20 protein-coding genes are annotated in these 22,033 nt (G+C 62.5%); 12 read left to right on the forward strand and 8 right to left on the reverse strand.

Annotation, left to right across the window (positions count from 1 at the left end):
• The first annotated feature begins 16 nt into the window (after window positions 1-16).
• The gene (locus KR541_RS31000; protein WP_012337374.1) at window positions 17-712 is read left to right on the forward strand and encodes an SDR family NAD(P)-dependent oxidoreductase; all 696 of its coding nucleotides are present in this window, start codon (window positions 17-19) and stop codon (window positions 710-712) included.
• Window positions 713-776: 64 nt separating this feature from the next.
• Here KR541_RS31000 and KR541_RS31005 read toward each other — a convergent pair whose 3' ends face one another.
• Window positions 777-1,928, reverse strand: a complete 1,152-nt coding sequence (locus KR541_RS31005) for an NADH:flavin oxidoreductase (protein WP_050016562.1) — start codon at window positions 1,926-1,928, stop codon at window positions 777-779.
• A gap of 103 nt (window positions 1,929-2,031) precedes the next feature.
• Between KR541_RS31005 and KR541_RS31010 the strand changes: the two genes are divergently transcribed.
• Window positions 2,032-2,502 (forward strand): PaaI family thioesterase, encoded by a 471-nt coding sequence (locus tag KR541_RS31010; RefSeq protein WP_085966532.1) that lies wholly within the window; start codon window positions 2,032-2,034, stop codon window positions 2,500-2,502.
• 39 nt (window positions 2,503-2,541) lie between these two features.
• Here KR541_RS31010 and KR541_RS31015 read toward each other — a convergent pair whose 3' ends face one another.
• The 6 genes from KR541_RS31015 to KR541_RS31040 all read right to left on the reverse strand — a co-directional run bounded on the left by KR541_RS31015 (window position 2,542) and on the right by KR541_RS31040 (window position 9,048).
• A complete protein-coding gene (locus tag KR541_RS31015; RefSeq protein ID WP_226248660.1) occupies window positions 2,542-3,240 on the reverse strand; it encodes a TetR/AcrR family transcriptional regulator in 699 nt (232 codons plus the stop codon).
• 110 nt (window positions 3,241-3,350) lie between these two features.
• Window positions 3,351-4,715, reverse strand: a complete 1,365-nt coding sequence (locus KR541_RS31020) for a hypothetical protein (RefSeq protein ID WP_012337378.1) — start codon at window positions 4,713-4,715, stop codon at window positions 3,351-3,353.
• Between the two features lie 28 nt (window positions 4,716-4,743).
• Window positions 4,744-5,583, reverse strand: a complete 840-nt coding sequence (locus tag KR541_RS31025; RefSeq protein WP_050016564.1) for an oxidoreductase — start codon at window positions 5,581-5,583, stop codon at window positions 4,744-4,746.
• Window positions 5,584-5,632: 49 nt separating this feature from the next.
• Window positions 5,633-7,018 carry a hypothetical protein gene (locus KR541_RS31030; RefSeq protein WP_050016571.1) on the reverse strand — a complete coding sequence of 462 codons (1,386 nt, stop codon included), beginning with the start codon at window positions 7,016-7,018 and terminating at the stop codon, window positions 5,633-5,635.
• On the reverse strand, window positions 7,018-8,472 hold the full coding sequence (locus KR541_RS31035; RefSeq protein WP_050016595.1) for an acyl-CoA reductase: 1,455 nt from the start codon (window positions 8,470-8,472) through the stop codon (window positions 7,018-7,020). The genes KR541_RS31030 and KR541_RS31035 overlap by 1 nt, the downstream gene beginning before the upstream one ends.
• A gap of 78 nt (window positions 8,473-8,550) precedes the next feature.
• A complete protein-coding gene (locus KR541_RS31040) occupies window positions 8,551-9,048 on the reverse strand; it encodes a MarR family winged helix-turn-helix transcriptional regulator (protein ID WP_012337382.1) in 498 nt (165 codons plus the stop codon).
• A 415-nt stretch (window positions 9,049-9,463) separates the two neighbouring features.
• Between KR541_RS31040 and KR541_RS31045 the strand changes: the two genes are divergently transcribed.
• The 3 genes from KR541_RS31045 to KR541_RS31055 all read left to right on the forward strand — a co-directional run bounded on the left by KR541_RS31045 (window position 9,464) and on the right by KR541_RS31055 (window position 13,233).
• Window positions 9,464-10,282, forward strand: a complete 819-nt coding sequence (locus KR541_RS31045; protein ID WP_012337383.1) for an SDR family NAD(P)-dependent oxidoreductase — start codon at window positions 9,464-9,466, stop codon at window positions 10,280-10,282.
• A gap of 363 nt (window positions 10,283-10,645) precedes the next feature.
• Complete coding sequence (locus tag KR541_RS31050; protein ID WP_050016573.1) at window positions 10,646-12,316, forward strand: electron transfer flavoprotein-ubiquinone oxidoreductase; 1,671 nt, start codon at window positions 10,646-10,648, stop codon at window positions 12,314-12,316.
• A gap of 224 nt (window positions 12,317-12,540) precedes the next feature.
• Window positions 12,541-13,233, forward strand: coding sequence for an alpha/beta hydrolase (locus KR541_RS31055; RefSeq protein WP_080334350.1), 693 nt, complete (start codon window positions 12,541-12,543; stop codon window positions 13,231-13,233).
• Window positions 13,234-13,881: 648 nt separating this feature from the next.
• Here the strand turns inward: KR541_RS31055 and KR541_RS31060 are convergent.
• A protein-coding gene (locus KR541_RS31060; RefSeq protein WP_150123397.1) for an IS3 family transposase occupies window positions 13,882-15,002 on the reverse strand; the annotation gives its coding sequence in 2 pieces (ribosomal slippage) (window positions 13,882-14,744 and window positions 14,744-15,002; 1,122 coding nt in all).
• 343 nt (window positions 15,003-15,345) lie between these two features.
• On the opposite strand from KR541_RS31060, the gene KR541_RS31065 reads away from it, so the two are divergent.
• The 7 genes from KR541_RS31065 to KR541_RS31095 all read left to right on the forward strand — a co-directional run bounded on the left by KR541_RS31065 (window position 15,346) and on the right by KR541_RS31095 (window position 22,010).
• A complete protein-coding gene (locus KR541_RS31065; protein ID WP_050016574.1) occupies window positions 15,346-15,759 on the forward strand; it encodes a DoxX family protein in 414 nt (137 codons plus the stop codon).
• Window positions 15,760-15,957: 198 nt separating this feature from the next.
• The gene (locus KR541_RS31070) at window positions 15,958-16,923 is read left to right on the forward strand and encodes a dTDP-4-dehydrorhamnose reductase family protein (protein ID WP_216090034.1); all 966 of its coding nucleotides are present in this window, start codon (window positions 15,958-15,960) and stop codon (window positions 16,921-16,923) included.
• Window positions 16,924-17,254: 331 nt separating this feature from the next.
• The gene (locus tag KR541_RS31075) at window positions 17,255-18,115 is read left to right on the forward strand and encodes a transporter substrate-binding domain-containing protein (RefSeq protein WP_050016577.1); all 861 of its coding nucleotides are present in this window, start codon (window positions 17,255-17,257) and stop codon (window positions 18,113-18,115) included.
• 93 nt (window positions 18,116-18,208) lie between these two features.
• A complete protein-coding gene (locus KR541_RS31080) occupies window positions 18,209-18,931 on the forward strand; it encodes an ABC transporter permease (RefSeq protein WP_050016578.1) in 723 nt (240 codons plus the stop codon).
• Window positions 18,932-18,943: 12 nt separating this feature from the next.
• A complete protein-coding gene (locus KR541_RS31085) occupies window positions 18,944-19,690 on the forward strand; it encodes an ABC transporter permease (protein ID WP_050016580.1) in 747 nt (248 codons plus the stop codon).
• A 27-nt stretch (window positions 19,691-19,717) separates the two neighbouring features.
• Window positions 19,718-20,509 (forward strand): ABC transporter ATP-binding protein, encoded by a 792-nt coding sequence (locus KR541_RS31090; RefSeq protein WP_050016582.1) that lies wholly within the window; start codon window positions 19,718-19,720, stop codon window positions 20,507-20,509.
• Between the two features lie 7 nt (window positions 20,510-20,516).
• Window positions 20,517-22,010, forward strand: a complete 1,494-nt coding sequence (locus KR541_RS31095) for an HAL/PAL/TAL family ammonia-lyase (RefSeq protein ID WP_050016584.1) — start codon at window positions 20,517-20,519, stop codon at window positions 22,008-22,010.
• Window positions 22,011-22,033: the final 23 nt, after the last annotated feature.

Below are 22,033 nucleotides of genomic sequence, written 5' to 3' on the forward strand. Positions count from 1 at the left end.
GACGGAGAGAGCGAACATGCAACGAGTTGTGGTGGTAACCGGTGGCTTTGGCACATTGGGGCGGGCCGTGGGCCGAGTATTCTCTGACAACGGCTGGAAGGTGGCGCTGCTCGACAAGGTACCGGCTCCCGATGATGCAGATGCGGCGCAACTGAACGCGGCGTGGTGGCGCGGCGGCGTCGAACTGACGGACCTCGACGCGGCGCGATCGGCGATGGCGGCGGCTGTTGAGCAACTCGGCGCGCTCGATGCGATCGTCAATGTGGCCGGGGGATTTCGCTGGGAGACGCTGGCCGACGGTAGCCTCGACACGTGGGACCTGATGTACCAGATGAATGTGCGCACGGCGGCCGCGGCATCGAAAGCGGCGCTCGACTATCTTGCCGGTGGCACACGCGGCGGCCGCATCATCAATATCGGCGCCGGCTCCGCACTCAAGGCCGCCACGGGGATGGGCGCGTACACGGCATCGAAATCGGGGGTGATGCGCTTGACGGAAGCGCTAGCCGAAGAACTCAAGGATCGTTCAATTACCGTCAATGCGGTCCTGCCCGGCATTATCGATACGCCGCAGAATCGCAACGACATGCCTGGCGCGGATTTCTCGCGTTGGGTGCGGCCCGAGGAAATCGCCAGCGTTATTCTGTTCCTGGCTTCGGAGGCAGCATCGGGTGTCACCGGCACGTTGATTCCGGTCACCGGGCGGAACTAAGGAATTGCCTATCTCCAGCAGCTGATGCCTGATGCAGAGGCGTCAATTGCAAAAACGCCTTTCGTCAGGTGAGGCGTGCGAGCGAATCATTGCTGAAGCCGAGAAACGGCTCCCCCAGGCGGGCGCGGCGCGCCCAGTTCGGATCGTGCAGAAGCGATCGTCCTACGCCAACCAGATCGAATTCGTCGCGTGAGAAGCGATCCAGCAACGGTGTGAGGTCTGGCTGCGCCGATGTCTCGGCTCCAGCCATTGAATCGTAGTAACCCTTATTGATTCCGATTCCACCCACCGTCATCGAAAGCCGGCCAGTCACTTTCTTTACCCAGCCTGCGAGATTCATCTCCGAGCCCGTGAATTCCGCTCGATTGAAATAACGAGTGCTCGCCTCGAAAATGTCGACGCCGGCATCCGCGATCGGTGCGAGGATCTGTTCGAGCTCGTGCGGATCGTTGGCGAGGCGCGCGCGGAAATCCTGCTGTTTCCACTGCGAAAAGCGGAAGGTAATCGGCATCGCATCGCCGATCGCTTCGCGTATCGCACGCACGACTTCGACGGCAAAACGGCTGCGTGCCGCGAGATCCTTGCCCCAGTTGTCCGTGCGTTGATTGGTCTCGGCCCACAGGAACGCATCGATCAGATAGCCGTGACCACCGTGAATGGCAATGCCATCAAATCCTGCGGCCCGCGCAAGATGTGCGCTTCGACCGTATGCAGCGATGACGTCCGCGATCTCGGTGTCTGTCATTGGCCGCGTTGGCGCCGTGACGCGCTCGATGTAGCCCGCGTTGAGCGAGGTCGTGCACCCTGACGGCCCCCATAGGCCCGATGGGCGCAGCGGAGCGGCGGCCGGAAAGGGGCCCGTATTCGCCTCTTTCATTGGCCCCATATGCCACAGCTGCGGAAAGATGACGCCGCCACTGGCATGAACTTCGTCAGTCACGCGCCGCCACGCGGCCACCGATTCTTCTCCGGCGAGCACGGGAATTGAATCCTCGCCGAGCCCGGCTTCGCCGAGCGCTGCCGGATGATCGACACCGACACCTTCCGTGATGATGAGGCCTGTTTCGCCTTGGGCGCGCCGTTTGTAGTAGGCCGCGACGTCATTGCCGGGTAGTCCTTCGGGGGAAAAACCGCGCGTCATGGGTGACATGACGATTCGATTGGCGAGCGTGACGTCTCGAACAACGAGAGGCGTGAAGAGCGATCCAGTGTCCATGTATATTCATATATGTGACTTGTGTGCGTATAATGATACGACATGTCTTGCTGATGAAAAAGGAAATATCGGCACCTGGCTAGTTGCGGCGCTTAAGAGGAGGATGGCATTGGAACAAGTACACGAAGTGGCGGTGGATGCGCCTGCAGAAAGCGGGGAAAAACCCATTCCGGCGGGTTTTTCATTGATGCCGGAGTTCGGCCCCTTTCATCGGATGTTCGGTCCCACGTACTTTCGCAAGAGCGAGCGCGGGCACGTCATCGGCATGTACGTGCGTGAAGCGCACAGAAACCTCGGCCAGATGATGCACGGCGGCGCCGTCTGCATGCTGGCGGATACGGCTATTACGTGGGCAAGCAAGTATTCGCGTCAACCGGCGGTGAAGGTGTTGACGACGGGCTTGACGGTCAATTTCATGGGCAACGCGGAGCCGGGTGACTGGGTGGAGGCCCATGTCGATGTTCTGCGTTCCGGGAAGCGCGTGATTTTTTCGGATTGCCGGATCTGGGCCAATGCGAGGTGCATCGCCCAGGCATCCGGGCAGTTTCAGGTGATGGGAGAAATTGCCGGCTAGTATGTCGGGAACGCACGTGGGGCGCACCGGCCGCAAACGCTACGTCATTGACTTGACACGGGCTTTGTCCAGCGACGCCCGATACTTCCACGCAATCAGCAGGATCCGATGAACTCGCTCGGCCCGACGCTTGCGTTCCGAGCGCGTGGTTTGGATCGCGAGCAGCACTTCAGTTGTGCCGGCGACGAGCGTAAGGAGATCGTGCGCTGCGTTCGCGGGATCGTCGATATCGATCACGCCATTCGCGGCCGCGGTTTTGAGGGCGCTCGTGAGTGGCTCCAGCATCGTCATCACAAACTGCAGGAACTGCCTTGCGACGTCTGGAAAACGTATCGACTCGCCAATGACCATGCGTGAAGTGTGCGTGCTGTCCGGTGTTGCCATGTGTTCGACCAGTGCATCGATAAGGGATGCCAGATTGGTCGAAAAATCGCGGCCGGGTTCCAGGTGCTGGGCGATCTTGCCGCTCAAGTCGGCCATCCCGCGCCAGACGATGGCGCGAAAAAGCTCTTCCTTCGTGCCGAACTGGCGGTAAACGGTCGTTTTGCTGACGCCGGCAAGCGATGCGATTTCTTCGACCCGCGCGGCGCCGAACCCTTCTCTCATGAAGACCGATTTCGCGGCGTCGAGCAGCCGCTCACGCAACTTGAGTGCGTCTTCGTGGCTGGGCCGCCCGGCCGCTCGAGGTTTGCCCGCTGCAGCGAGCCGCGAGGCTCCGGCGGGAGCCTGAACTGCCATGGGTTTGGACATCGTTGAGCATTGGATGACGAAGTAGGCACCAGTATACTCATGCGCTCCAATGGGCGCCAATGATGCCATGCTCTGCGGCTCGGTGCCCGAGGCAGGGATCAAACGCTGATCATTCCACGGACGTACGACTCCATCGTGCCGGCGCACGAGAGTTTGTCTTCGCCTTCTTCAAGGTCGGCATAGCGGCCAACCTGTTTGATGAGCGGTCCCTGGAGGCCGTCGGTAGTGCCGGATGGCGAGAAGTCCACCGTGACTTTGTCGCCGGTGATGAAGCCGCCCCAGTATCCGTCGGCAAGCAGGTCGAAAAATGCGAAGCGGCCTTCCACAACACCGCGGCCGTCCGACGGGTTCAGTAGTTGCTCCCCCGTCTTGTCGAGCACGAATGGAACGATCCACGGGCAGATTGCGTAGCCCTGCGCCACCTCCGACCAGGGGCCGGCCCCGATCATTTCAGACATGCCGTAGCTGTTCTGAATGTTCTCCGGGCGAATGCCGTAGAAACGCATGATCTGTTCGCGATAGTCGGCGGGCGCGGACGTGCCCTTCAAACCGCCACCGGTCGTGATCACCGTGTCAGGGTGGCAGATTCCATCATCGATGCCACGTTGACGCGCGCGCTCCGCGAGTGTCCAGTGCAGTGACCAGTTGCCTTGCACGAGAACGGGGATGTCGCGCCGTGCAGCAAGCTTGTCGAGAAAGCCGTCGATCATGGCGCCGGTATGGCGCTGCCGTGCCGCTGCATGTTCCTGCAGAGCGGCAACTTCGCTGGGTTTCGCGGAACCGTCGGCGATTGCGCGGCGCATGCGGCCCATCGCGATCGTTGCGGAAGCAAGCACCGGCTCGTCGAACATCAGCGTGCTTTCGGCGCCGAGTCGCTTCGCGGCGCGAAGCACAGGTTCGATATGGCGATGCGCACCCGCAGGCGGCATCATCAGGAATACAGGGCGCTTGCCGAAATCACGGTGGAGCAGCGCGTTACCGTGAATACCGAGCTTCACACACGATTCGGTGACGCTGTCGAGATCGGTACGCGTCTGGTTGATGAAGCTGCATTTCCCTGATGTGCCGCTGGAGCTGAACACGTAGTGGCCCGCGTCGCGCAACTTCCCCATCCAGGCATCGACATCTTCCACGCCCGTCATATCGATATCGCTTACGGGGTTGCTTGAGAGGGTCTGTAGCCAGGTTGCCAGATGCTTCCAGCGGCCATTGTCGATGAATTGTTCCGGGTAACTCTTGTAGATTTGATGCGCGAACAGAAGAGGGATCATGTCCGCGTGGCGGTTGATGGTTTCAACGCCCATATCGTCCGCCCGGCGGCGCAGCAGCCTGATCTGGGTGCTGCGCTCGGCGAAGCGCTCCTTCATGGCAGCGAGTTGAAGATCGCGAAGATCCCGGGGGTGAGCGCGGAATGGATCGGCGTCACCGCGAAGCATTGCATAGAATGGGTCAAGTGCGGACATGTCGGCCCTCGGACTGGAAGTTGCGCTGTTAACGATCGAAGTCGGTGGAACTCGATACTTCGAGCCACGCTTCCAGATTGTCCTGTACGGACGCGAGTTTCTTTTGGACGGCGTCGACGGCATCCGGACCGAGCGGCAACCGCAGCGGCGGGTTTTCTGACGTCACCGCACGCACGACGGCTGCGGCTGCCTTGGCTGGATCCCCTGCCTGCGTGCCGTGGTAGCCACGCATCATCTGGCGCATCTTGCCCACGGTTTCCGCGTAGGCAGGGGATTCGATCTCGCTCCACTTCAGTGAGCCGCCCGAAAAATTCGTGCGAAAACCGCCGGGTTCGACGATGGTCACGTGAATGCCAAACGGCTTCAATTCTCGCGAGAGCGATTCGGACAGGCCTTCTATTGCATGCTTCGACGCGCAATAGAAGCTGCAACCCGTGATGCCGATTACACCGGCCAGCGACGAGAAGTTCACGATGTGCCCGCGCTTTCGCTCACGAAAATGGGGCAGAACGGCGCGGATCACATTGGCCGTGCCGAACACGTTGGTATCGAATAGCTGCCGAGCTTCGGTATCGGAGATTTCTTCGAATGCACCGAACAGTCCGTAGCCTGCATTGTTCACGAGAACGTCGATCGTGCCTGCGCGACTAATGGCCTGCTCGACGGCGCCAGGCAACGACGTGGTGTCGGTGACATCGAGCAGTACGCCATAGGCTCGCCCTGGCGCGAGATTTTCGAACGGCGTGAGCTGCGCGGTGTTGCGCACGGTGCCGACCACCTTGTCGCCGCGTGCGAGGGCCGCTTCCGCAAGGGACCGCCCAAAGCCGGACGAAACGCCCGTGATGAACCAAACGGCTGGATTTGTCATTTTCTCACTCATGAGTGGGTAGGATTACATAGGATTGTGGAGAATTATCTTATTTGGCCGTACGCGCCTCGGTCATGTCCGCCATCTCTCCGCGGACATAGGCGTCGATCGTGCCAGCGCAGGACAGCTTGTCGTCACCGTCGGCAAGGTCCTTGTAGCGCACCACGTTATGGATGATGGGCGTCTGCACCCCATCGATGCCGTGACCGAACTCCACGGTGACCTTGTCCCCGCTGATGACGCCACCCCATCGGCCGTCTGCAAGCAGGTCGATTATCGCGAGCCTGCCTTCGACGATGCCTGTTCCGTCGCGCGGATTCAGAAGCCGCTCGCCGGTCGCGTCGAGTACGAGCGGGACGAGCCACGGCGGCACCGTCCACGCCTTCGCTTCATGGAACCACGGGCAGAACCCCGATACTTCGCCCATGCCGTAGCCGTCGTTGAAATTGGTCGGGTTGAAATTGAAGAAGCGTTCACACTGCTGCTGGAAATCTTCGGGCAAATTCGCCCCCTTTTTGCCACCGCCGATGCTGATGATCGTGTCGGGATGAAAAGCGCCGTCGGGAATGCCGCGTTCGCGCGCCGTGGCAACGATCTGGTAGAGCATGCCCATCATGCCCATGATGAACATCGGTTCGCGGCGCCGCTCGAGCAATTCGTCGATGAAGCGCCGGAAGTCGGCTTGCACGCGCTCGGTGCGCTCACGATTCTCGCTCTGGAAGGCTGCGATCTCGCTGGGGAGCGCGGTGCCGTCGGCGATTGCCCGCCGCACGCGCGCCATGCGCGTGGTTTGGGCAGCGCTTTGCGGCACGTCGGACATGTAGTGAATATCGCCAGGCAGGGCAATGGACTCGGCGAACTTCGCCATGCGCTCGGTGCCGGTGTAGGAGCCGGAAGAGGGCGTCAAGAGATAAGCAGGATAGCGACGTGACCGATCACGCATGCCGCTCGCAGCCCAACGAATGCCCTGGTCGAGCAGGCGCCAACCGAGTTCACGGTCTGTTTCACTCTGGTAGATGAACGACTGCTTGCCAGAGGTGCCGCTCGAACTCATCACGTAGTGTCCGTTGCGACGCAGCTCGTTGATCCAGTCGTCGAGATTATCGACCTTGCCGTAGTCGAGCCCGTCGATCCTGTTCGTCGTAAGGGTTTGAAGCCATGCCGTGAGATGACGCCATTTGCCGCTTTCGATGAAGGAATCGGGATAGCTCTTATAAACGGCGTCGGCGAAAAGCAGCGGAACTGCATCGTCCAGCGCTCCCAGTTCGGTTACGCCGGCCTCGCGAGCTCGCTTGTCGAGAATGCGAATTTGTTGACGCCGCTGTGCGAAGCGTTCCCGGACTGCCTGCAGTTGAACGGCGTGGAGTTCATCATGAAAATTTCTGAAGGGATCCTGAATATCGATGAGTTTTACAAGGGATGAAAGAGCCTGCATTATCGTACCTCATGCTGGTTCGGACCCGATTCCTCGGAAACCCATTTCATGAATCGATGGATGGGGAACATGCCGTCATGAGGGTAGCCGCCAACGCCGTCCGAAATCGACTCGCCCAATGCGACCATGCGTTGTACGCCCGCGCATGCCAGGGCATCGCGCACCTCGATTACCCGATGCGGCGGATAAATCCCGACAGTCTGCGTTGCGACAGTCGCGTAACGTGCCCCGTCGCGCAGACTGCCCACCGGAATGACGTTGACGGTCTTGCAGATCGGATGGAAGTCGACCATTTCGTCCGAGCGAATGACGAGACCTTTACCCTCGTAGCCACCGAAAACGCGATAAATCGGCTCCATCTCGCGCAATACGTCCACTGATTCGCGAATTTCGCTCGGCACGAGCGGTCCCTGTCCGTCGCCGTATCGGTAATCCTCGCCGAGTGCGAGCGCGAGTTGCTCGCAATAGCGGTCGGCGTCGTCTTCGTCGCCTTCGATGTACTGGTAGCGGCTCGCGTTGCATGCGTCCTGGTTGAACGACAATACGTCCGCGGCGCCGGCTCGTGCGACTTCACGCAGCACCTCGTCGGAGCTGAACGCCTCGCGGCCGATCAGCGATATGGACACCTTGGGGTCGAACGAAATCAGCTCAAGCCCCGGCCCGGCGTAGCGCATGACATGACGTACCGCACTGTCACCGCCCCAGACGACGATTTTGTCGAAGTATTGCGGGCGATAAAGGATGGACTCCACGCTTTCGTCGCCCCCCCGCCAGTAGGCTGCCGAGAACGACTGCGTGACGGGATGTTGAGGGTCGATTTCGGCCATCGTCCGGAGAATCGCCGTCGCCGTAAACAGGTCGTTCGACGGCAGCTTGAGCAGGTGCACGCCCTTCGTCAGCGCCGCTCTCATGACCGTCATGGCCGCTACCATGGGCGAGTTGCCTGCCAGAATATGAACGAGTCTCGGCGGGAAAGCGCGCAGACGGCTTGGACGACTGCGCAGCGTACGTTCCACCCAGCCGTCGACGAGCCTCGCGTCGCCAAGGCTCACGCGCAACTCGTCCTCGATTACGTGGCGCAAAAACAGGTTCGGAATGTCCCGATAGCAGTTTTCAAGGATCCGGCGTCCAAGGGGACTCACCTGAATCATCGATTCAAGTGCCGCCTGCATCAGCGGATTGACGTCCAGATGCAGACGAGGGCCGAGTTCGACGAGGAAATCCACGATTTTCTCAACCGGTAAATCAAACGCAGGTCCCGATGCGGCACGCGGCCAGACGAGGTCATCCAGTTCGATCGAGGGCGTGCAGAAGCCCTGCCCGAGATCTCGTGATACGTGGCGGATCGCGCTTCCTGTAACCGTGCGGCCGCGGTACACGTGAGGAACGCACAGCGGCGCGCTCTCAGGCGCCGGCGTTCCGCTTTGCGTTCCGATTGATTCGGTCTGCTCCATGAAGTGCTCCATTTTCAATTGAGGTAAGCGTTGAGCTCCGGCTGATCCGCTGCTCAAATCGGGCATGGCCGTCGCTGCTCAGCTCAGGTTGACGACCATTCGGTCGAGAAGGCGTTTGACCGTTGCGACTTCGTCCACTGAGAAGCCGAGAAGCTGCCGGTTGCTCGTTTCAACGATGTGCGGCAGTGTTTCGCGCAGCAGTTGCCGCCCACTTGCCTTCAAGACAAGTTCGATGCTGCGTCTGTCGGAAATGCTTCGGATTCGCTCGATCAATCCCCGCCGCTCGAGAGAATCCAGCTTGCGCGTCATCGCGCCGCTGTCCGCGAGAAGGATGCGGCAGAGCGCGGTCGGCGTGCGCGCGCGCTCGTCATAGAGCGCTTTCAGAATGCCCCACTGAAGAGCGGAAAGCCCGCTGGCCGAGAGCTTTCGGTCGATTTCGCTGCCGAGCAGCAGGTGAACCAGATTCATCTTGAAGGCCACGCTTTCTTCCGTTCGGTAGTCCTCCGGGGTCAGCGCTCGTGCTGGTTCGGTGCCGGCGATGCCATCAATCAGGCTGGGTGCGTCAGCGAGGTTCATCAGTTGCCTGCCAAAAAAGTATCTGAGAATGAAGGCAACTATATGCACGTCATTCAATATATGCAACGACCGATGAGGTGTGGTTTTCCCGATGTCGCGGCCGAGCGCCCCCTTGTGCGACGAATCGTACGGCCCTTCAAATCTCGATTGCGAGGGCAATCCCGTTTGCACCCGCTGTGATGAACGACATGGCGTTACCGGTGACGATCGAGGGGGGGGGCTGCGACCCCGGTCTACGCGGCGCGCTTCGATCCGCCGGTATCGAGTCACGGTACGGCCGGGCCGGAACAGACGCAGGCCGTTAATGCAACTACGTGTTGCATTGGTGATCCCAAGAGACTAAGCTCCATCGACACGGTCGCCTCAGTGCGCGCGAGCGCATTGCGGTGGCGAGCGACTACATCACCGACTACACATGCCTTCTCCGAAAGTTTTCTATCAGCGTTTGCGCGGCAAGATCGCGATCGTCACCGGCGCCGGTTCGCTCGGCCAGGGCTACGGCACGGGCAAAGCCATTGCGTGCCTGTTTGCGGCGGAGGGTGCTTCGGTTTGCCTCGTCGATCAGCAGCACCAAAGGGCGGTCGAAACGCTCGAATTGATCGCTGAATCCGGCGGGCAGGGTTTCGTCTGTACAGGCGACATCACGGATGTGGACGTGTGCGCGCGTATCGTCGACGAGACGGTCGACCGATATGGCGGGCTGGACATACTCGTGAACAACGTAGGAATTTCGGGCGCGCCGGGGCGGTTGCAGGATCTCGACGAGGCGTCCTGGGACCGCGTGATGGACGTGAACCTGAAGAGCGCGTTTCTGATGAGCCGGGGCGCTGTGCCGCACATCGTGGCGCGCGGTGGCGGGGCGATCGTCAATATCAGTTCGGTAGCCGGGATACGCAGTCACGGGTCAGCCGCGTACGGCTCGTCGAAGGCGGGTATGGTTGCGTTTACGCGAGAGTTGGCGGTGATGTATGGTCGCGATCGTGTGCGCGCTAACGCCATCGCGCCGGGGCATATCTTTACACCGATGGTGCACAGCATGCTCGACGAAGCGGCGCGCGAGCGCCGCCGCAAAATTGCACCGCTTCCACTGGAAGGGGATGCGTGGGATGTTGCGTCTGCCGCGCTCTTTCTCGCGAGCGATGAATCGCGGTTCATCACCGGCACATGCTTGCCGGTGGACGGTGGCGTAACGGAGGTGGCGGCCCTCGCCGCATACGACCTCGTTGGACAATAGCGTACGCCGTTCTGCTTCGTTGCTTTCGGGGCGGTTTTTCCTGGCCTCGCGGACACTTACGAGAAATCGCGAGCGGATAGCTCATCCTGATTGACTGCAGGGCCGGCAACGCGGTTGGCGTCGGCATGTTCGGGTATTGCGAAGCGCACCGTTCTGAGCCGGCGACAACCATGTGAACATACCCGACCGCGCAGTGCCGTTGTTACACCTTCGATCGTTCATATTGTTACACGACATTCATTTATGTATACTTGGCGCTGTCAAGTGCGGGAGACGCTGAACGCGATCCCGTCTTGATCGCGCCCTCGAAGGGCGAGAGTCCGACGAGCATGGCGACGTTACGGAGCCGAGGAGACATTGGGGATGGCGGAAGAGAATCACCGAGGGCATGGCCCGCGTGAATCGATGGAATACGACGTCGTGATCGTCGGCGGCGGCCCCGCCGGGCTGTCTGCCGCGATCCGGCTCAAGCAGCTGGCCGCCGAGAAAGGCACCGAGATCGGCGTGTGCGTGCTCGAGAAGGGTTCCGAGATCGGCGCGCACATCCTGTCGGGCGCGGTGATGGACCCGCGCGCGATCACCGAGCTGTTTCCCGACTGGAAGGAACGCGGCGCGCCGCTCGACGTCGAGGTGAGCGAAGACCGCTTCCTGTTCCTGTCCGAGAAGAGCGCCGTCACGACGCCGAACTGGGCGCTGCCGGACAACTTCAAGAATCACGGCAACTACGTGATTTCGCTGGGCAACGTGACCCGCTGGCTCGGCCAGCAGGCCGAGGCGCTGGGCGTCGAGATCTTCCCCGGCTTCCCGGCTGCGGAGATCCTCTACAACGACGACGGTTCCGTGAAGGGCGTCGCCACCGGCAACATGGGCGTGGGCAAGGACGGCGAGCCGACCGAGAACTTCCAGCTCGGCATGGAGCTGCACGCGAAGTACACGCTGTTCGCCGAAGGCTGCCGCGGCCACCTCGGCCGTCAACTGATCTCGACGTTCAAGCTCGACGCGAACGCCGATCCGCAGGCGTACGGGATCGGCATCAAGGAACTGTGGGAAATCGATCCGGCCAAGCACAAACCGGGTCTCGTGATCCACACGGCCGGCTGGCCGCTGAAGTCCGATACGTACGGCGGCTCGTTCCTGTATCACATGGACAACAACCAGGTCGTGGTCGGCTTCGTGGTGGGCCTGGGCTACACGAACCCGTACCTGTCGCCGTTCGAGGAATTCCAGCGCTACAAGACGCACCCGTCGATCCGCGCGTTCCTGGAAGGTGGCAAGCGCGTGTCGTACGGCGCGCGGGCGATCACGGCCGGCGGCTTGCTGTCGCTGCCGAAGACGGTGTTCCCCGGCGGCGCGCTGATCGGCGACGATGCGGGCTTCCTGAACGCATCGCGGATCAAGGGCAGCCATGCGGCGATCAAGACCGGCATGCTCGCGGCCGACGCCGCATTCGACGCGGTGCAGGCCGGCCGTCAGTCGGACGAGCTCAATGCGTACCCGGATGCGTTCAAGCAATCGTGGCTGTACACGGAGCTGTACCGCGCGCGCAACTTCAAGCAATGGATGGCGAAGGGCCTGTACCTCGGCACGCTGATGGTCGGGCTCGAGCAGAAGGTGATGGGCGGCAACGTGCCGTGGACGCTGCACCACAAGCATGCGGACCACGAGATGCTGAAGCCGGCGTCGCAATGCACGCCGATCGAGTATCCGAAGCCGGACGGCAAGCTGACGTTCGACCGGCTGTCGTCGGTGTTCATCTCGAACACGAACCATGAGGAAAACCAGCCGGCGCACCTGACGCTGAAGGATGCGAGCGTGCCGGTGAACGTGAACCTGCGCACCTACGCGGGGCCGGAGGGGCGCTTCTGCCCGGCGGCCGTGTACGAGTTCGTGCAGAACGACGACGGCAGCGATCGCCTGGTGATCAACGCGCAGAACTGCGTGCACTGCAAGACCTGCGACATCAAGGACCCGACGCAGAACATCGTGTGGGTCACGCCGGAAGGCGGCGGCGGGCCGAATTACCCGAACATGTGAGCGGTGCCAGATGAGTCGCGAAGGCGAGAATCAGTATGAAATTACCGCGTCATACCAGGAGCCAGATGTCCTGACGCCAGCTGAATAAAGATGTCGAGAACCTCATCGGTTTTGGATAATCACCGGTAGTCGGTCGGAAGATCGTCTTCACCGGGCGTCGTATAGAAGGAAGGCGCGTGAATCGCGAAAAGATAGCACCCGAGCTAAGGAGCCTGGTGCGCTGGATGCCGCCTTTGCCGTACGGGAACGCAGGCGGAAGATGGCTCATTCGAAATCTGTCCCGGTTTGGCGGACGGACTGGATTCGAGGGAGGAACGCTCGAACTCATCCGCGTAGGCAGCTTGAATTTGCGGGTCTATCGGCCTGACCATTACGCCTGCGGCGCTGCGCTCGTCTGGATTCATGGCGGTGGCTACGTCGTGGGTGCGCCAGCTCAGGACCACGCACGTTGCACTGCGGTTTGCCGAGAGTTGGGCATCGTCGTCGTCTCCGTGGGCTACAGACTGGCTCCAGGGCATCCTTATCCAGCCGCATTGGATGATTGCATGTCCGCATGGCAGTGGCTCCTTGCCGCGGCGCAGAGGCTCGGAGTCGATCCCGCTCGAATCGCGATAGGAGGGCAAAGTGCCGGCGGCGGACTGGCCGCGGCGCTGGTACAACGGTTGTGCGATACGGCTGGGCCCGTCCCGAAGGCGCAATGGCTGTTCTGCCCCATGCTCGACGACAGAACCGCCGCGCGACGGGAACTGGACGGCATCAAGCATCCAATCTGGAACAATCGCCAGAACGCTATCGGCTGGCAGTCGGCAAACTCGGTCGGGTCAGTCTATTGCTGGCATATTCGCAAACGCCGTCGATTGCTGAGGCCTTTCACGACAGTCTTAGAGGTGAATTGGAGGAGAGTGGTCACTGTCTAGCGCCGGCCGGCAGTCGATCTTGCGAGCCGGAATGGGACGCCACGAGAAGAGACAGTTGTTCTTTGCTCGTCGAGTACACGTCACGGTCTGAGTTCGATAGAGTGATCCCATTCAAAACTAAGACCTCCTGCTCCGTATCGATGTGTCGTAAGTTCAAGGTTCTTCGGGTGGTCGCATTTCGAGACACAAACATTGCAAGTTTCGGGCTCAGCGCAACAAAACCATCTTGATGGATGTCACGGGACAACTTTTGTTTGCAAACGCGAACGTGTAGTCCATGTTTTATTGCGAAAAACAACGGAAGCCGTTGATTTTACTGGAGGTCTCGAACCATCTTCTCTTGGCTGCAGGTGATCCGAGCGTCAAACATGAAGGCGAAGCACCTCGTCAGCACGTTGAGTCAGTCAATGGGGTTGGTTTGATGTCAAAAAAACATCTAATAATTACAATGATTTAGTCGTATGAGAACAGATTTATTTCTCATTGTGGGTGTCCGCGACTAGTGCTCGGACCAATATTCATTGTCTTAAAATGCAAGCTCAGATTTATTTGCTTCAGATTAGATTTTATTTGAGATGAACCAGCAGACGTCGTGTGACGGTGACCTGCCCCCTTCAATAGGGCCAATGGGTTTCTAGCAAAGTCCCTTTAAACCAACTCCTGGAAAGCGGCAGGAGCATCCACTGCTGCCCGGTGTTTCGCAGCAAACTCTGCTGGCGACAGGTAGTTCAGCGCGCTATGCGGCCGTTCCTCGTTGTAGTCCTGGCGCCACGTCGCTATGAGCGCCCGAGCATGCCCGAGACTTGTGAACCAGTGCTCATTGAGGCATTCATCGCGGAACTTGCCGTTGAACGACTCGATATACGCATTCTGCGTCGGCTTGCCCGGCTGAATCAATTTCAACGTCACGCCATTGGCGTAGGCCCATTGGTCGAGCGCACGGCTCGTAAATTCCGGTCCCTGGTCCGTTCGCACGGCCTTGGGATAGCCCCGGAAACGCGCTGCTCGGTCCAACGCCCGAGCCACATACAAGCCCGAAATGCCATGATCGACGACGATATCGATCGACTCCTTCGTGAAGTCATCGACGATGGTCAAGCACTTCAAGCGGCGGCCATTGGAGAGCGCATCCATGACGAAATCGATTGACCAGACCTCGTTCGGCGCGCTCGGCAAACTCAGCTGCTCGCGTTCAATCATCACCCCGTGGCGCCGACGGCGGCGCCGTACCGCCAGTCCCGCCTCACGGTAGAGGCGATGCATCCGCTTATGGTTCGCGTGAATGCCTTCGCGCTCCACCAGCGCATGCAGTCGGCGGTAGCCGAACCGACGGCGTTCATGGGCCAGTTCGACCAAGCGCGCCATCAACGCTTCATTCTCGGCATCTGGCTTCGCGTCGTAATGCAGCACGCTGCGAGAAAGCCCGACAAGCCGGCAGGCGCGGCGCTCGGAGATATTGACCTTCTCCCGAATCGCCACCACTGCTTCGCGTTTGGCTTGTGGGCTCAGGGCTTTCCCTTCACGACCACCTTGAGGGCTTCCATGTCGAGCATCGCTTCAGCCAGCAGTTTCTTGAGCCGCGCGTTCTCGCTCTCCAGGTCCTTGAGCCGACGGGCTTCCGATACCTCCATGCCGCCGAACTTCGCACGCCAGGTGTAGAACGACGCGTCACTGAACCCGTGCTTCCTGCACAGCTCCTTGACCGGCATGCCGGCCTCGGCTTCCTTCAGAAAGCCGATGATTTGCTCTTCCGAAAAGCGTTTCTTCATGTTCGTCTTCTCCGAAAACGAACTTTACTAGGTTCCGGCTGGCCCTGTTTGCTGGGGGCAGGTCAACGGATCGATCCTCGCCGATTGTCCACTAATTCGAGACGGCGAATCACGTTTTGGCATATTGATGATTTCGGGCGTGACAGTAGACTGCACCCGTGCTTCGCCAGAACCGGTCCGGAGCGTGCCGCCAGTCGCGGCGCCCACCGGACGGATTCTTCGGTGGCAGGCCAGATGGCTTGCCGTCCGATTGCGCGAAGAGCGATCCGTTGCCGGCATCGCGCGCCGATTGAGCGCGCAGCGGCACCGGACGCATCAAACCGTCAATTCAAGGGTGATTGCTATGCGTTACGTTTCGCTGGAGTCGAAGAAGGACGAGCTGCTGCTGGCCGCTCGCGTGCTGATGATGATCCTGTTCGTGCTGTTCGGCTGGCAGAAGCTGACCGGTTTCTCGGGCACGGTCGCGTACATGGCGTCGACCGGCAACCCGGCGCCCGAGCTGGCGGCCGCGATCGCGGTGGCGGTCGAGCTGGTGGGCGGCGTGCTGATCGCGATCGGCTTCTATACGCGTCCGCTCGCGCTGGCGTTCGCCGCCTATACGCTCGCGACCGCGCTGATCGGCCATCGCTACTGGGCGCTGCAGGGAATGGAGCAGTACATGGCGATGATCAACTTCTACAAGAACGTGAGCATCGTCGGCGGGCTGCTGTTGCTCGCGTTGAGCGGGCCGGGGCGGTATTCGGTCGACCGGAAGTAACGCAGGGCGACGTTTCCGTTCGGTATCGGGAGCCCGGCGCGCGCGAGCGCGCCGGGTTTTGCCTTTTCGGGCGACGGAGAGATCGGTGCATATGTTCGCGACCGGATGCGAGCCAGTAGACCGAAGCGTTGCGCGGCGATCGTTCCTGCGATTCAATAGGCTCGATAATCCATTCGTTTCCCGTGATTGATCGCACCGATGCCAAACCCATCTCCGTCGACCCTGCACAAAACCATCCTCCTCATCGGCGCCTCCGGCCTGCTCGGCCGCGCGGTTGCGGCCACCCTGGCTCGCGAATCGTCGCTGACGCTGCTGGCAACCATCCGGAACCCGCAAACCGCCGGCGCGAAACTGCTCGCGTTGCCGCCGGAAAACGTCGCCGAGCTCGACGTTCTCGATCAGCCGTCCCTAGAACGCGTTTTCGAAACTCACCGACCGGCAGCGGTGATTCTCTGCGCCGCCGAACGCCGCCCCGACGTCTGCGAACGCGACCCGGCCGCCGCCCGCGCCATCAACGTCACCGCACCGGCCCGCGTCAGCGCGCTTGCCGCGCGATACGGCGCATGGACGCTCGGCATCTCGACCGACTACGTCTTCGACGGCAAGGCAGCCCCCTACGGCGAGGACGCCGCCCCGAACCCGCTGAACATCTACGGCCGTACCAAACTGGAAGGCGAGGCCGCGCTGCTGGCCGCCTCGCCGCTGTCGTGCGTGCTGCGCCTGCCGCTGCTCTTCGGCCCGATCGCCGACTGGAGCGAATCGGCCGTCACGAGCCTCGTGCCGGCCGTCGTCGCGTCGGCGCGGCCGGGCGCCGACGCGGTCGGCATGGACGCATGGGCGATCCGTTACCCGACCTACACGCCCGACGTTGCGCAGGTCATCCGCGACCTGACGCTGCGCCATCTCGCGGGTGAATCCGTCACGGGCATTCGCCATTGGTCGAGCGAGGAGCCGATGACGAAGTACGACATCGCGCAGCGAATCGCGGCCGCGCTCGGCATCGACGCGTCGCTCGCGCCGATCGCCCAGCCGACCGACGCGACGCCGCGCCCGTACGACTGCCATCTGGATGCCGCGCGCGTGCGCGCGCTCGGGATCGATTACGCGACGCCGTTCGATACTGCGTTGCGGTCCGTGCTGCGCGATGCGCCGCAGGCGCGGTAGGGTCGGCGTCCTTCACGGCTCACGATACCTCGCCGACATCCACTCGCCGATCGTCAGACGTGTTTCACGGTCGAGCGCAGCGGCGATCGAATTCAAAATTTGTCTAGTCATCCTTGAGATTCGATCAGTCGAATTGCACCAAACATGTGCCGGATTTCCCCGCAACGATGCACGCTAGACCCTTGAAATTAGGGGATTTCCCGCGTTTCCGCGGTTTTTATTGACCACGGCTTGCTTCGCTGTTTTTCTTCTTGCATGCTTGTATAGACAAATTCCTGAGGCGGCTTGCTGCACCGAAGGGATGGCGAACCTCAACGCAAGGAGAAATCTCGTGAACGGCAAGCGCATCAAGTGGGCAATCAGGACGATCGGCGTCATCGCGGCTGCGGCGGCCACTCTGGCGGCACCGGTACAGGCCAAGGAATGGAAGACGGTGACGGTCGCGCTCGAAGGCGGCTACGCGCCGTGGAACCTCACGCTGCCGGGCGGCAAGCTCGGCGGTTTCGAGCCGGAACTGCTCGCCAACGTGTGCGAGCGGATCAAGGTGCAGTGCAACATGGTCGCGCAGGACTGGGACGGGATGATCCCCGGCCTGCAGGCCGGCAAGTTCGATATCCTGATGGATGCGATTTCCATCACGCCGGAGCGCGAAAAGATCCTGCTGTTCTCGCGTCCGTATGCGGCGACGCCGGCGACGTTCGCCGTCACCGATACGAAGATCCTGCCGAAGGCCGCGCCCGGCGCGCCGATCGTCAAGCTGACGGGCGACGCCAACGCGGACAAGCCGACCGTCGACACGCTGCGCAAGCAGCTGAAGGGCAAGACGATCGGTATCCAGTCGGGCACCGTCTACACGAAATTCATCAACGACAGCTTCAAGGACATCGCGTCGATCCGCGTGTACAAGACGTCGCCCGAACGCGATCTCGATCTGGTCGCGGGGCGCATCGATGCATCGTTCGACGACGTCACGTACTACGCGGCGAACAACGCGAAGAAGGACAACGCATCGATCGTGCTCGCGGGGCCGAAGCTCGGCGGCCCGATCTGGGGGCCGGGCGAGGGGCTCGCGTTTCGCAAGCAGGATGCCGACCTGAAGACGAAGTTCGATACGGCGATCGCCGCGGCGCTCGCGGACGGCACCGTGAAGAAGCTCGCCGACAAGTGGTTCAAGACCGACGTCACGCCGTAAGCGCACGTTCGGTCGCCGCCGCGTAAGGTCGTCGAACGACGCGCGGCGGCATGCATTCAGCCGGATTCACTCAACGCATGCAGGGAGGCACGCATGGAGATTCTTGAAATGCTCGGCTTCGGTACCGAAGGCTGGGGCGGTGTGCTGCTTCTCGCCGCATTGATGACGGTCGCGCTGACGCTCGCGGCGCTCGCGGTCGGCGCGGTGATCGGCGCGGCGATCGCGGCGGCGAAGCTGTCGCGCTACCGCACCCTGCGCCTGCTCGGCGATCTGTATACGACGGTATTTCGCGGCGTGCCCGAACTGCTCGTCATCTATCTGTTCTACTTCGGCGGCTCGACGCTCGTGACGGCCGTCGGCCAGTGGTTCGGCGCGGAAGGCTTCATCGGCGTGCCGCCGTTCGTGATCGGCGCGCTCGCGGTCGGGATGATCTCGGGCGCCTATCAGGCGGAGGTCTATCGCGCGGCGGTGCTCGCGGTGTCGAAGGGCGAACTCGAAGCGGCGCGCTCGATCGGCATGCCGCGCAGCATGGTGCTGCGGCGCATCCTGGTGCCGCAGGTGCTGCGCTTCGCGCTGCCCGGCATCGGCAACGTGTGGCAACTGAGCCTGAAGGACTCCGCACTGATCTCGGTCACCGGTCTCGCCGAGCTGCTGCGCACGAGCCAGATCGCCGCCAATTCGACGCACCAGTACTTCGTGTTCTTCGTCGCGGGCGGTGCGCTGTATCTGCTGATGACGGGCTTGTCGAACCGCGTGTTCAACCGGGCGGAAGCGATCGTCGGCCGGTCGTTCCGCCGCAATTTCGCGCGCAACTGACGGAGAACGGGCATGTCCATCGATTTCGCATTTCTCGTCGATACGCTGCGTCAGCTGCTCGCGGCCGTACCGACCACGCTCGGCCTGTTCTTCGCATCGCTCGTGCTCGGCGGCCTGCTGTCGCTCGTGATCGTCACGATGCGCGTGTCGCCGAGCTGGCTGCCGAACCGCTTCGCGCGCGCCTACATCCTGGTGTTTCGCGGCTCGCCGCTGCTGATCCAGATGTTCCTCGTGTATTACGGGCTCGGCCAGTTCGGCGTGATCCGCGACAGCTTCATGTGGCCGGTGCTGCGCGAGCCGTACGTCTGCGCGGTGCTGTCGCTGGCGCTGTGCACGGCCGGCTATACGGCCGAAATCCTGCGCGGCGGGTTGATGGCCGTACCGGTCGGGCAGATCGAGGCCGGCTATTCGATCGGCCTGTCGGGCTTCGCGCTGCTGCGGCGCGTGATCGGTCCGATCGCGCTGCGCCAGTGCCTGCCCGCGTACTCGACCGAGGCCGTGCTGCTCGTCAAGTCGACCGCGCTGGCGAGCCTCGTCACGGTGTGGGAAGTGACGGGCGTCGCGCAGCAGATCATTCAGCAAACCTACCGGACGACCGAGGTGTTCGTCTGCGCGGCCCTCATCTATCTGGGCCTGAACTTCATCGTCGTGCGCCTGCTCGGCGCGCTCGAATGGCGGCTCTCCGGGCACCTGCGTGCGCCGAAGCCGTCCGGTGCGTCCGCCGCGGCGGCGCGCAATCCTCAGCGCGCCGCCTCCTGAGCGCCCCGTCCTTTCAAAGAGAATCCGATGAACACCACTGCTCCCGTTGCGCTGTCGGTCAGAAACATCCACAAGTCGTTCGGCGATCATCACGTGTTGAAGGGCATTTCGCTCGACGCGCACGAGGGTGACGTCATCTCGATCCTCGGCGCGAGCGGATCGGGCAAGAGCACGTTCCTGCGCTGCCTGAACCTGCTCGAGACGCCCGACGACGGCTCCGTCGCGCTCGCGGGCGAAGAGCTGGCGATGAAGCGCGCGCGCGACGGCAAGCTGCATCCGAGCGACCGGCGCCAGGTCGACCGGATTCGCTCGCAGCTCGGGATGGTGTTTCAGAACTTCAACCTGTGGTCGCACATGACGGTGCTCGACAACCTCGTCGAGGGGCCGCTGCGCGTGCAGAAGCGCAGTCGCGCGGAAGCGGTGGAGGAGGCCGAGGCGCTGCTCGCACGCGTCGGTCTCGCGGACAAGCGCGGCTACTATCCCGCACACCTGTCGGGCGGCCAGCAGCAACGCGTCGCGATTGCCCGCGCGCTGGCGATGCATCCGAAGGTGATGCTGTTCGACGAACCGACGTCGGCGCTCGACCCGGAGCTGGTCGGCGAGGTGCTGCGCGTGATGCGCTCGCTGGCGGAAGAGGGGCGCACGATGCTGGTCGTCACGCATGAAATGGGTTTCGCGCGCCACGTGTCGAATCGCGTGATGTTCCTGCATCAGGGCGAGGTCGATACGGACGGGACGCCCAATGAAGTGTTCGGCGGGCAGACCTCCGAGCGCTTCCGGCAATTCGTGTCGAGCCACCACGACCGCACCACGAACTGAGGCTGCCATGACCGTATTCCGTGCGGCGCAGCCGCTTGACTGGCGGCAGGTGGCGGCGGTGGCGGCCGGCGAGCCGCTGGCGTTGGCCGACGATGCGCGCGCGCGGGTCGTGGCCGCTCGCGAACTCGTCGACGAGATCGTCGCGCGCGGGATTCGCGCCTATGGCGTCAATACCGGCGTCGGCGCGCTGTGCGACGTGATCGTATCGCCGGCCCAGCAGAGCACGCTGTCGCACAACATCCTGATGAGTCATGCGGTAGGCGTCGGCATGCCGCTCGGCGCGGCCGAAACGCGCGCGATCATCGCGGCCGCGATCAACAACTATGCGCACGGGCATTCGGGTGTCCGGGCCGACGTCGTCGAACAGCTCGTCGCGCTGCTGGAGCACGATTGCCTGCCCGAAGTGCCGGCGCACGGCTCGGTCGGGTACCTGACCCACATGGCGCACGTCGCGCTCGTCTGCGTCGGGCACGGCCACGCGCGCCATCGCGGCGAACGCGTGCGCGGCGACGAGGCGCTGCGGCGCATCGGCCGCGAACCGCTCGTCCTCGGTGCGAAGGAGGGGTTGAGCCTCGTCAACGGGACGCCGTGCGTCACGGGGCTGGCCGCGCTCGCGCTGGTTCGCGCCGAACGGTTGCTCGACTGGGCCGACTGGATCGCGGCGATGAGTTTCGAGAACCTCGGCGGGCAGCTCGCCGCATTCGATCCGGCTTCGCTCGCGCTGCGGATTTCGCCCGGTATCGGGCAGGTCGGCGCCCGTTTGCGTGCATTGCTGGCGGACAGCGGCATGCTCGTCGCGGCGAGCGGCCGGCATACGCAGGATCCGCTCAGCCTGCGCACGATTCCGCACGTGCACGGCGCGGCGCGCGACGTGTTCGACGTCACGGCGGAGGTCGTCGATCGCGAACTCGCGTCCGTCACCGACAATCCGATCGTCGCCGGCACGCGGGAGGCGCCGGCCGTGCATTCGCAGGCGCATGCGGTCGGCGCGGGCATCGCGCTCGCGATGGACAGCCTCGCGGCGGCGATGGCCCAGGTCGCGGCGATCGCGGAGCGGCGTCTCGACCGGCTCGTGAATCCGCTCGTCAGCGGGCTGCCGGCGTTTCTTGCCGCGCCGGGCGGCAGTTGCTCGGGGTTCATGATCGCGCAGTACACGGCGGTCGCGCTGGTCGCGCAGAATCAGCGGCTTGCCGCGCCGGCGAGCCTCGACGGCGGTATCACGTCGGGGCTGCAGGAAGATCACCTGTGTCACGCGACGCCGGCCGCGCTGAAGGCGCTCGACATCATCGAGAATACGACGCGCGTGCTCGCGATCGAGCTGCTGGCCGCCGCGCAGGCGTACGACCTGCAGCCGGCCGAAACGGCGCGGGCCGCATCGACCGACGCGCTGTGGCGGCAGGTGCGCGAACGCGTGCCGGCGTATCACGACGACCGGCCGCTCGCGGACGATATCGCGATCGCGGCCGGCATCGTCGCCGGTGCGCCGCCGTCGTTGCAGTGACGACGGTCGAGGACGGGCCGATC

Source organism: Burkholderia sola (genome assembly GCF_905400185.1).
Taxonomy (GTDB): domain Bacteria; phylum Pseudomonadota; class Gammaproteobacteria; order Burkholderiales; family Burkholderiaceae; genus Burkholderia; species Burkholderia sola.

Excerpts from the sequence above, each read along its gene's own strand:
- KR541_RS31000 (WP_012337374.1), top strand. The coding sequence starts at position 17 with ATGCAACGAGTTGTGGTGGTAACCGGTGGCTTTGGCACATTGGGGCGG.
- KR541_RS31005 (WP_050016562.1), bottom strand. The coding sequence starts at position 1,928 with ATGGACACTGGATCGCTCTTCACGCCTCTCGTTGTTCGAGACGTCACG.
- KR541_RS31010 (WP_085966532.1), top strand. The coding sequence starts at position 2,032 with ATGGCATTGGAACAAGTACACGAAGTGGCGGTGGATGCGCCTGCAGAA.
- KR541_RS31015 (WP_226248660.1), bottom strand. The coding sequence starts at position 3,240 with ATGGCAGTTCAGGCTCCCGCCGGAGCCTCGCGGCTCGCTGCAGCGGGC.
- KR541_RS31020 (WP_012337378.1), bottom strand. The coding sequence starts at position 4,715 with ATGTCCGCACTTGACCCATTCTATGCAATGCTTCGCGGTGACGCCGAT.
- KR541_RS31025 (WP_050016564.1), bottom strand. The coding sequence starts at position 5,583 with ATGACAAATCCAGCCGTTTGGTTCATCACGGGCGTTTCGTCCGGCTTT.
- KR541_RS31030 (WP_050016571.1), bottom strand. The coding sequence starts at position 7,018 with ATGCAGGCTCTTTCATCCCTTGTAAAACTCATCGATATTCAGGATCCC.
- KR541_RS31035 (WP_050016595.1), bottom strand. The coding sequence starts at position 8,472 with ATGGAGCAGACCGAATCAATCGGAACGCAAAGCGGAACGCCGGCGCCT.
- KR541_RS31040 (WP_012337382.1), bottom strand. The coding sequence starts at position 9,048 with ATGAACCTCGCTGACGCACCCAGCCTGATTGATGGCATCGCCGGCACC.
- KR541_RS31045 (WP_012337383.1), top strand. The coding sequence starts at position 9,464 with ATGCCTTCTCCGAAAGTTTTCTATCAGCGTTTGCGCGGCAAGATCGCG.
- KR541_RS31050 (WP_050016573.1), top strand. The coding sequence starts at position 10,646 with ATGGCGGAAGAGAATCACCGAGGGCATGGCCCGCGTGAATCGATGGAA.
- KR541_RS31055 (WP_080334350.1), top strand. The coding sequence starts at position 12,541 with ATGCCGCCTTTGCCGTACGGGAACGCAGGCGGAAGATGGCTCATTCGA.
- KR541_RS31065 (WP_050016574.1), top strand. The coding sequence starts at position 15,346 with ATGCGTTACGTTTCGCTGGAGTCGAAGAAGGACGAGCTGCTGCTGGCC.
- KR541_RS31070 (WP_216090034.1), top strand. The coding sequence starts at position 15,958 with ATGCCAAACCCATCTCCGTCGACCCTGCACAAAACCATCCTCCTCATC.
- KR541_RS31080 (WP_050016578.1), top strand. The coding sequence starts at position 18,209 with ATGGAGATTCTTGAAATGCTCGGCTTCGGTACCGAAGGCTGGGGCGGT.
- KR541_RS31085 (WP_050016580.1), top strand. The coding sequence starts at position 18,944 with ATGTCCATCGATTTCGCATTTCTCGTCGATACGCTGCGTCAGCTGCTC.
- KR541_RS31090 (WP_050016582.1), top strand. The coding sequence starts at position 19,718 with ATGAACACCACTGCTCCCGTTGCGCTGTCGGTCAGAAACATCCACAAG.
- KR541_RS31095 (WP_050016584.1), top strand. The coding sequence starts at position 20,517 with ATGACCGTATTCCGTGCGGCGCAGCCGCTTGACTGGCGGCAGGTGGCG.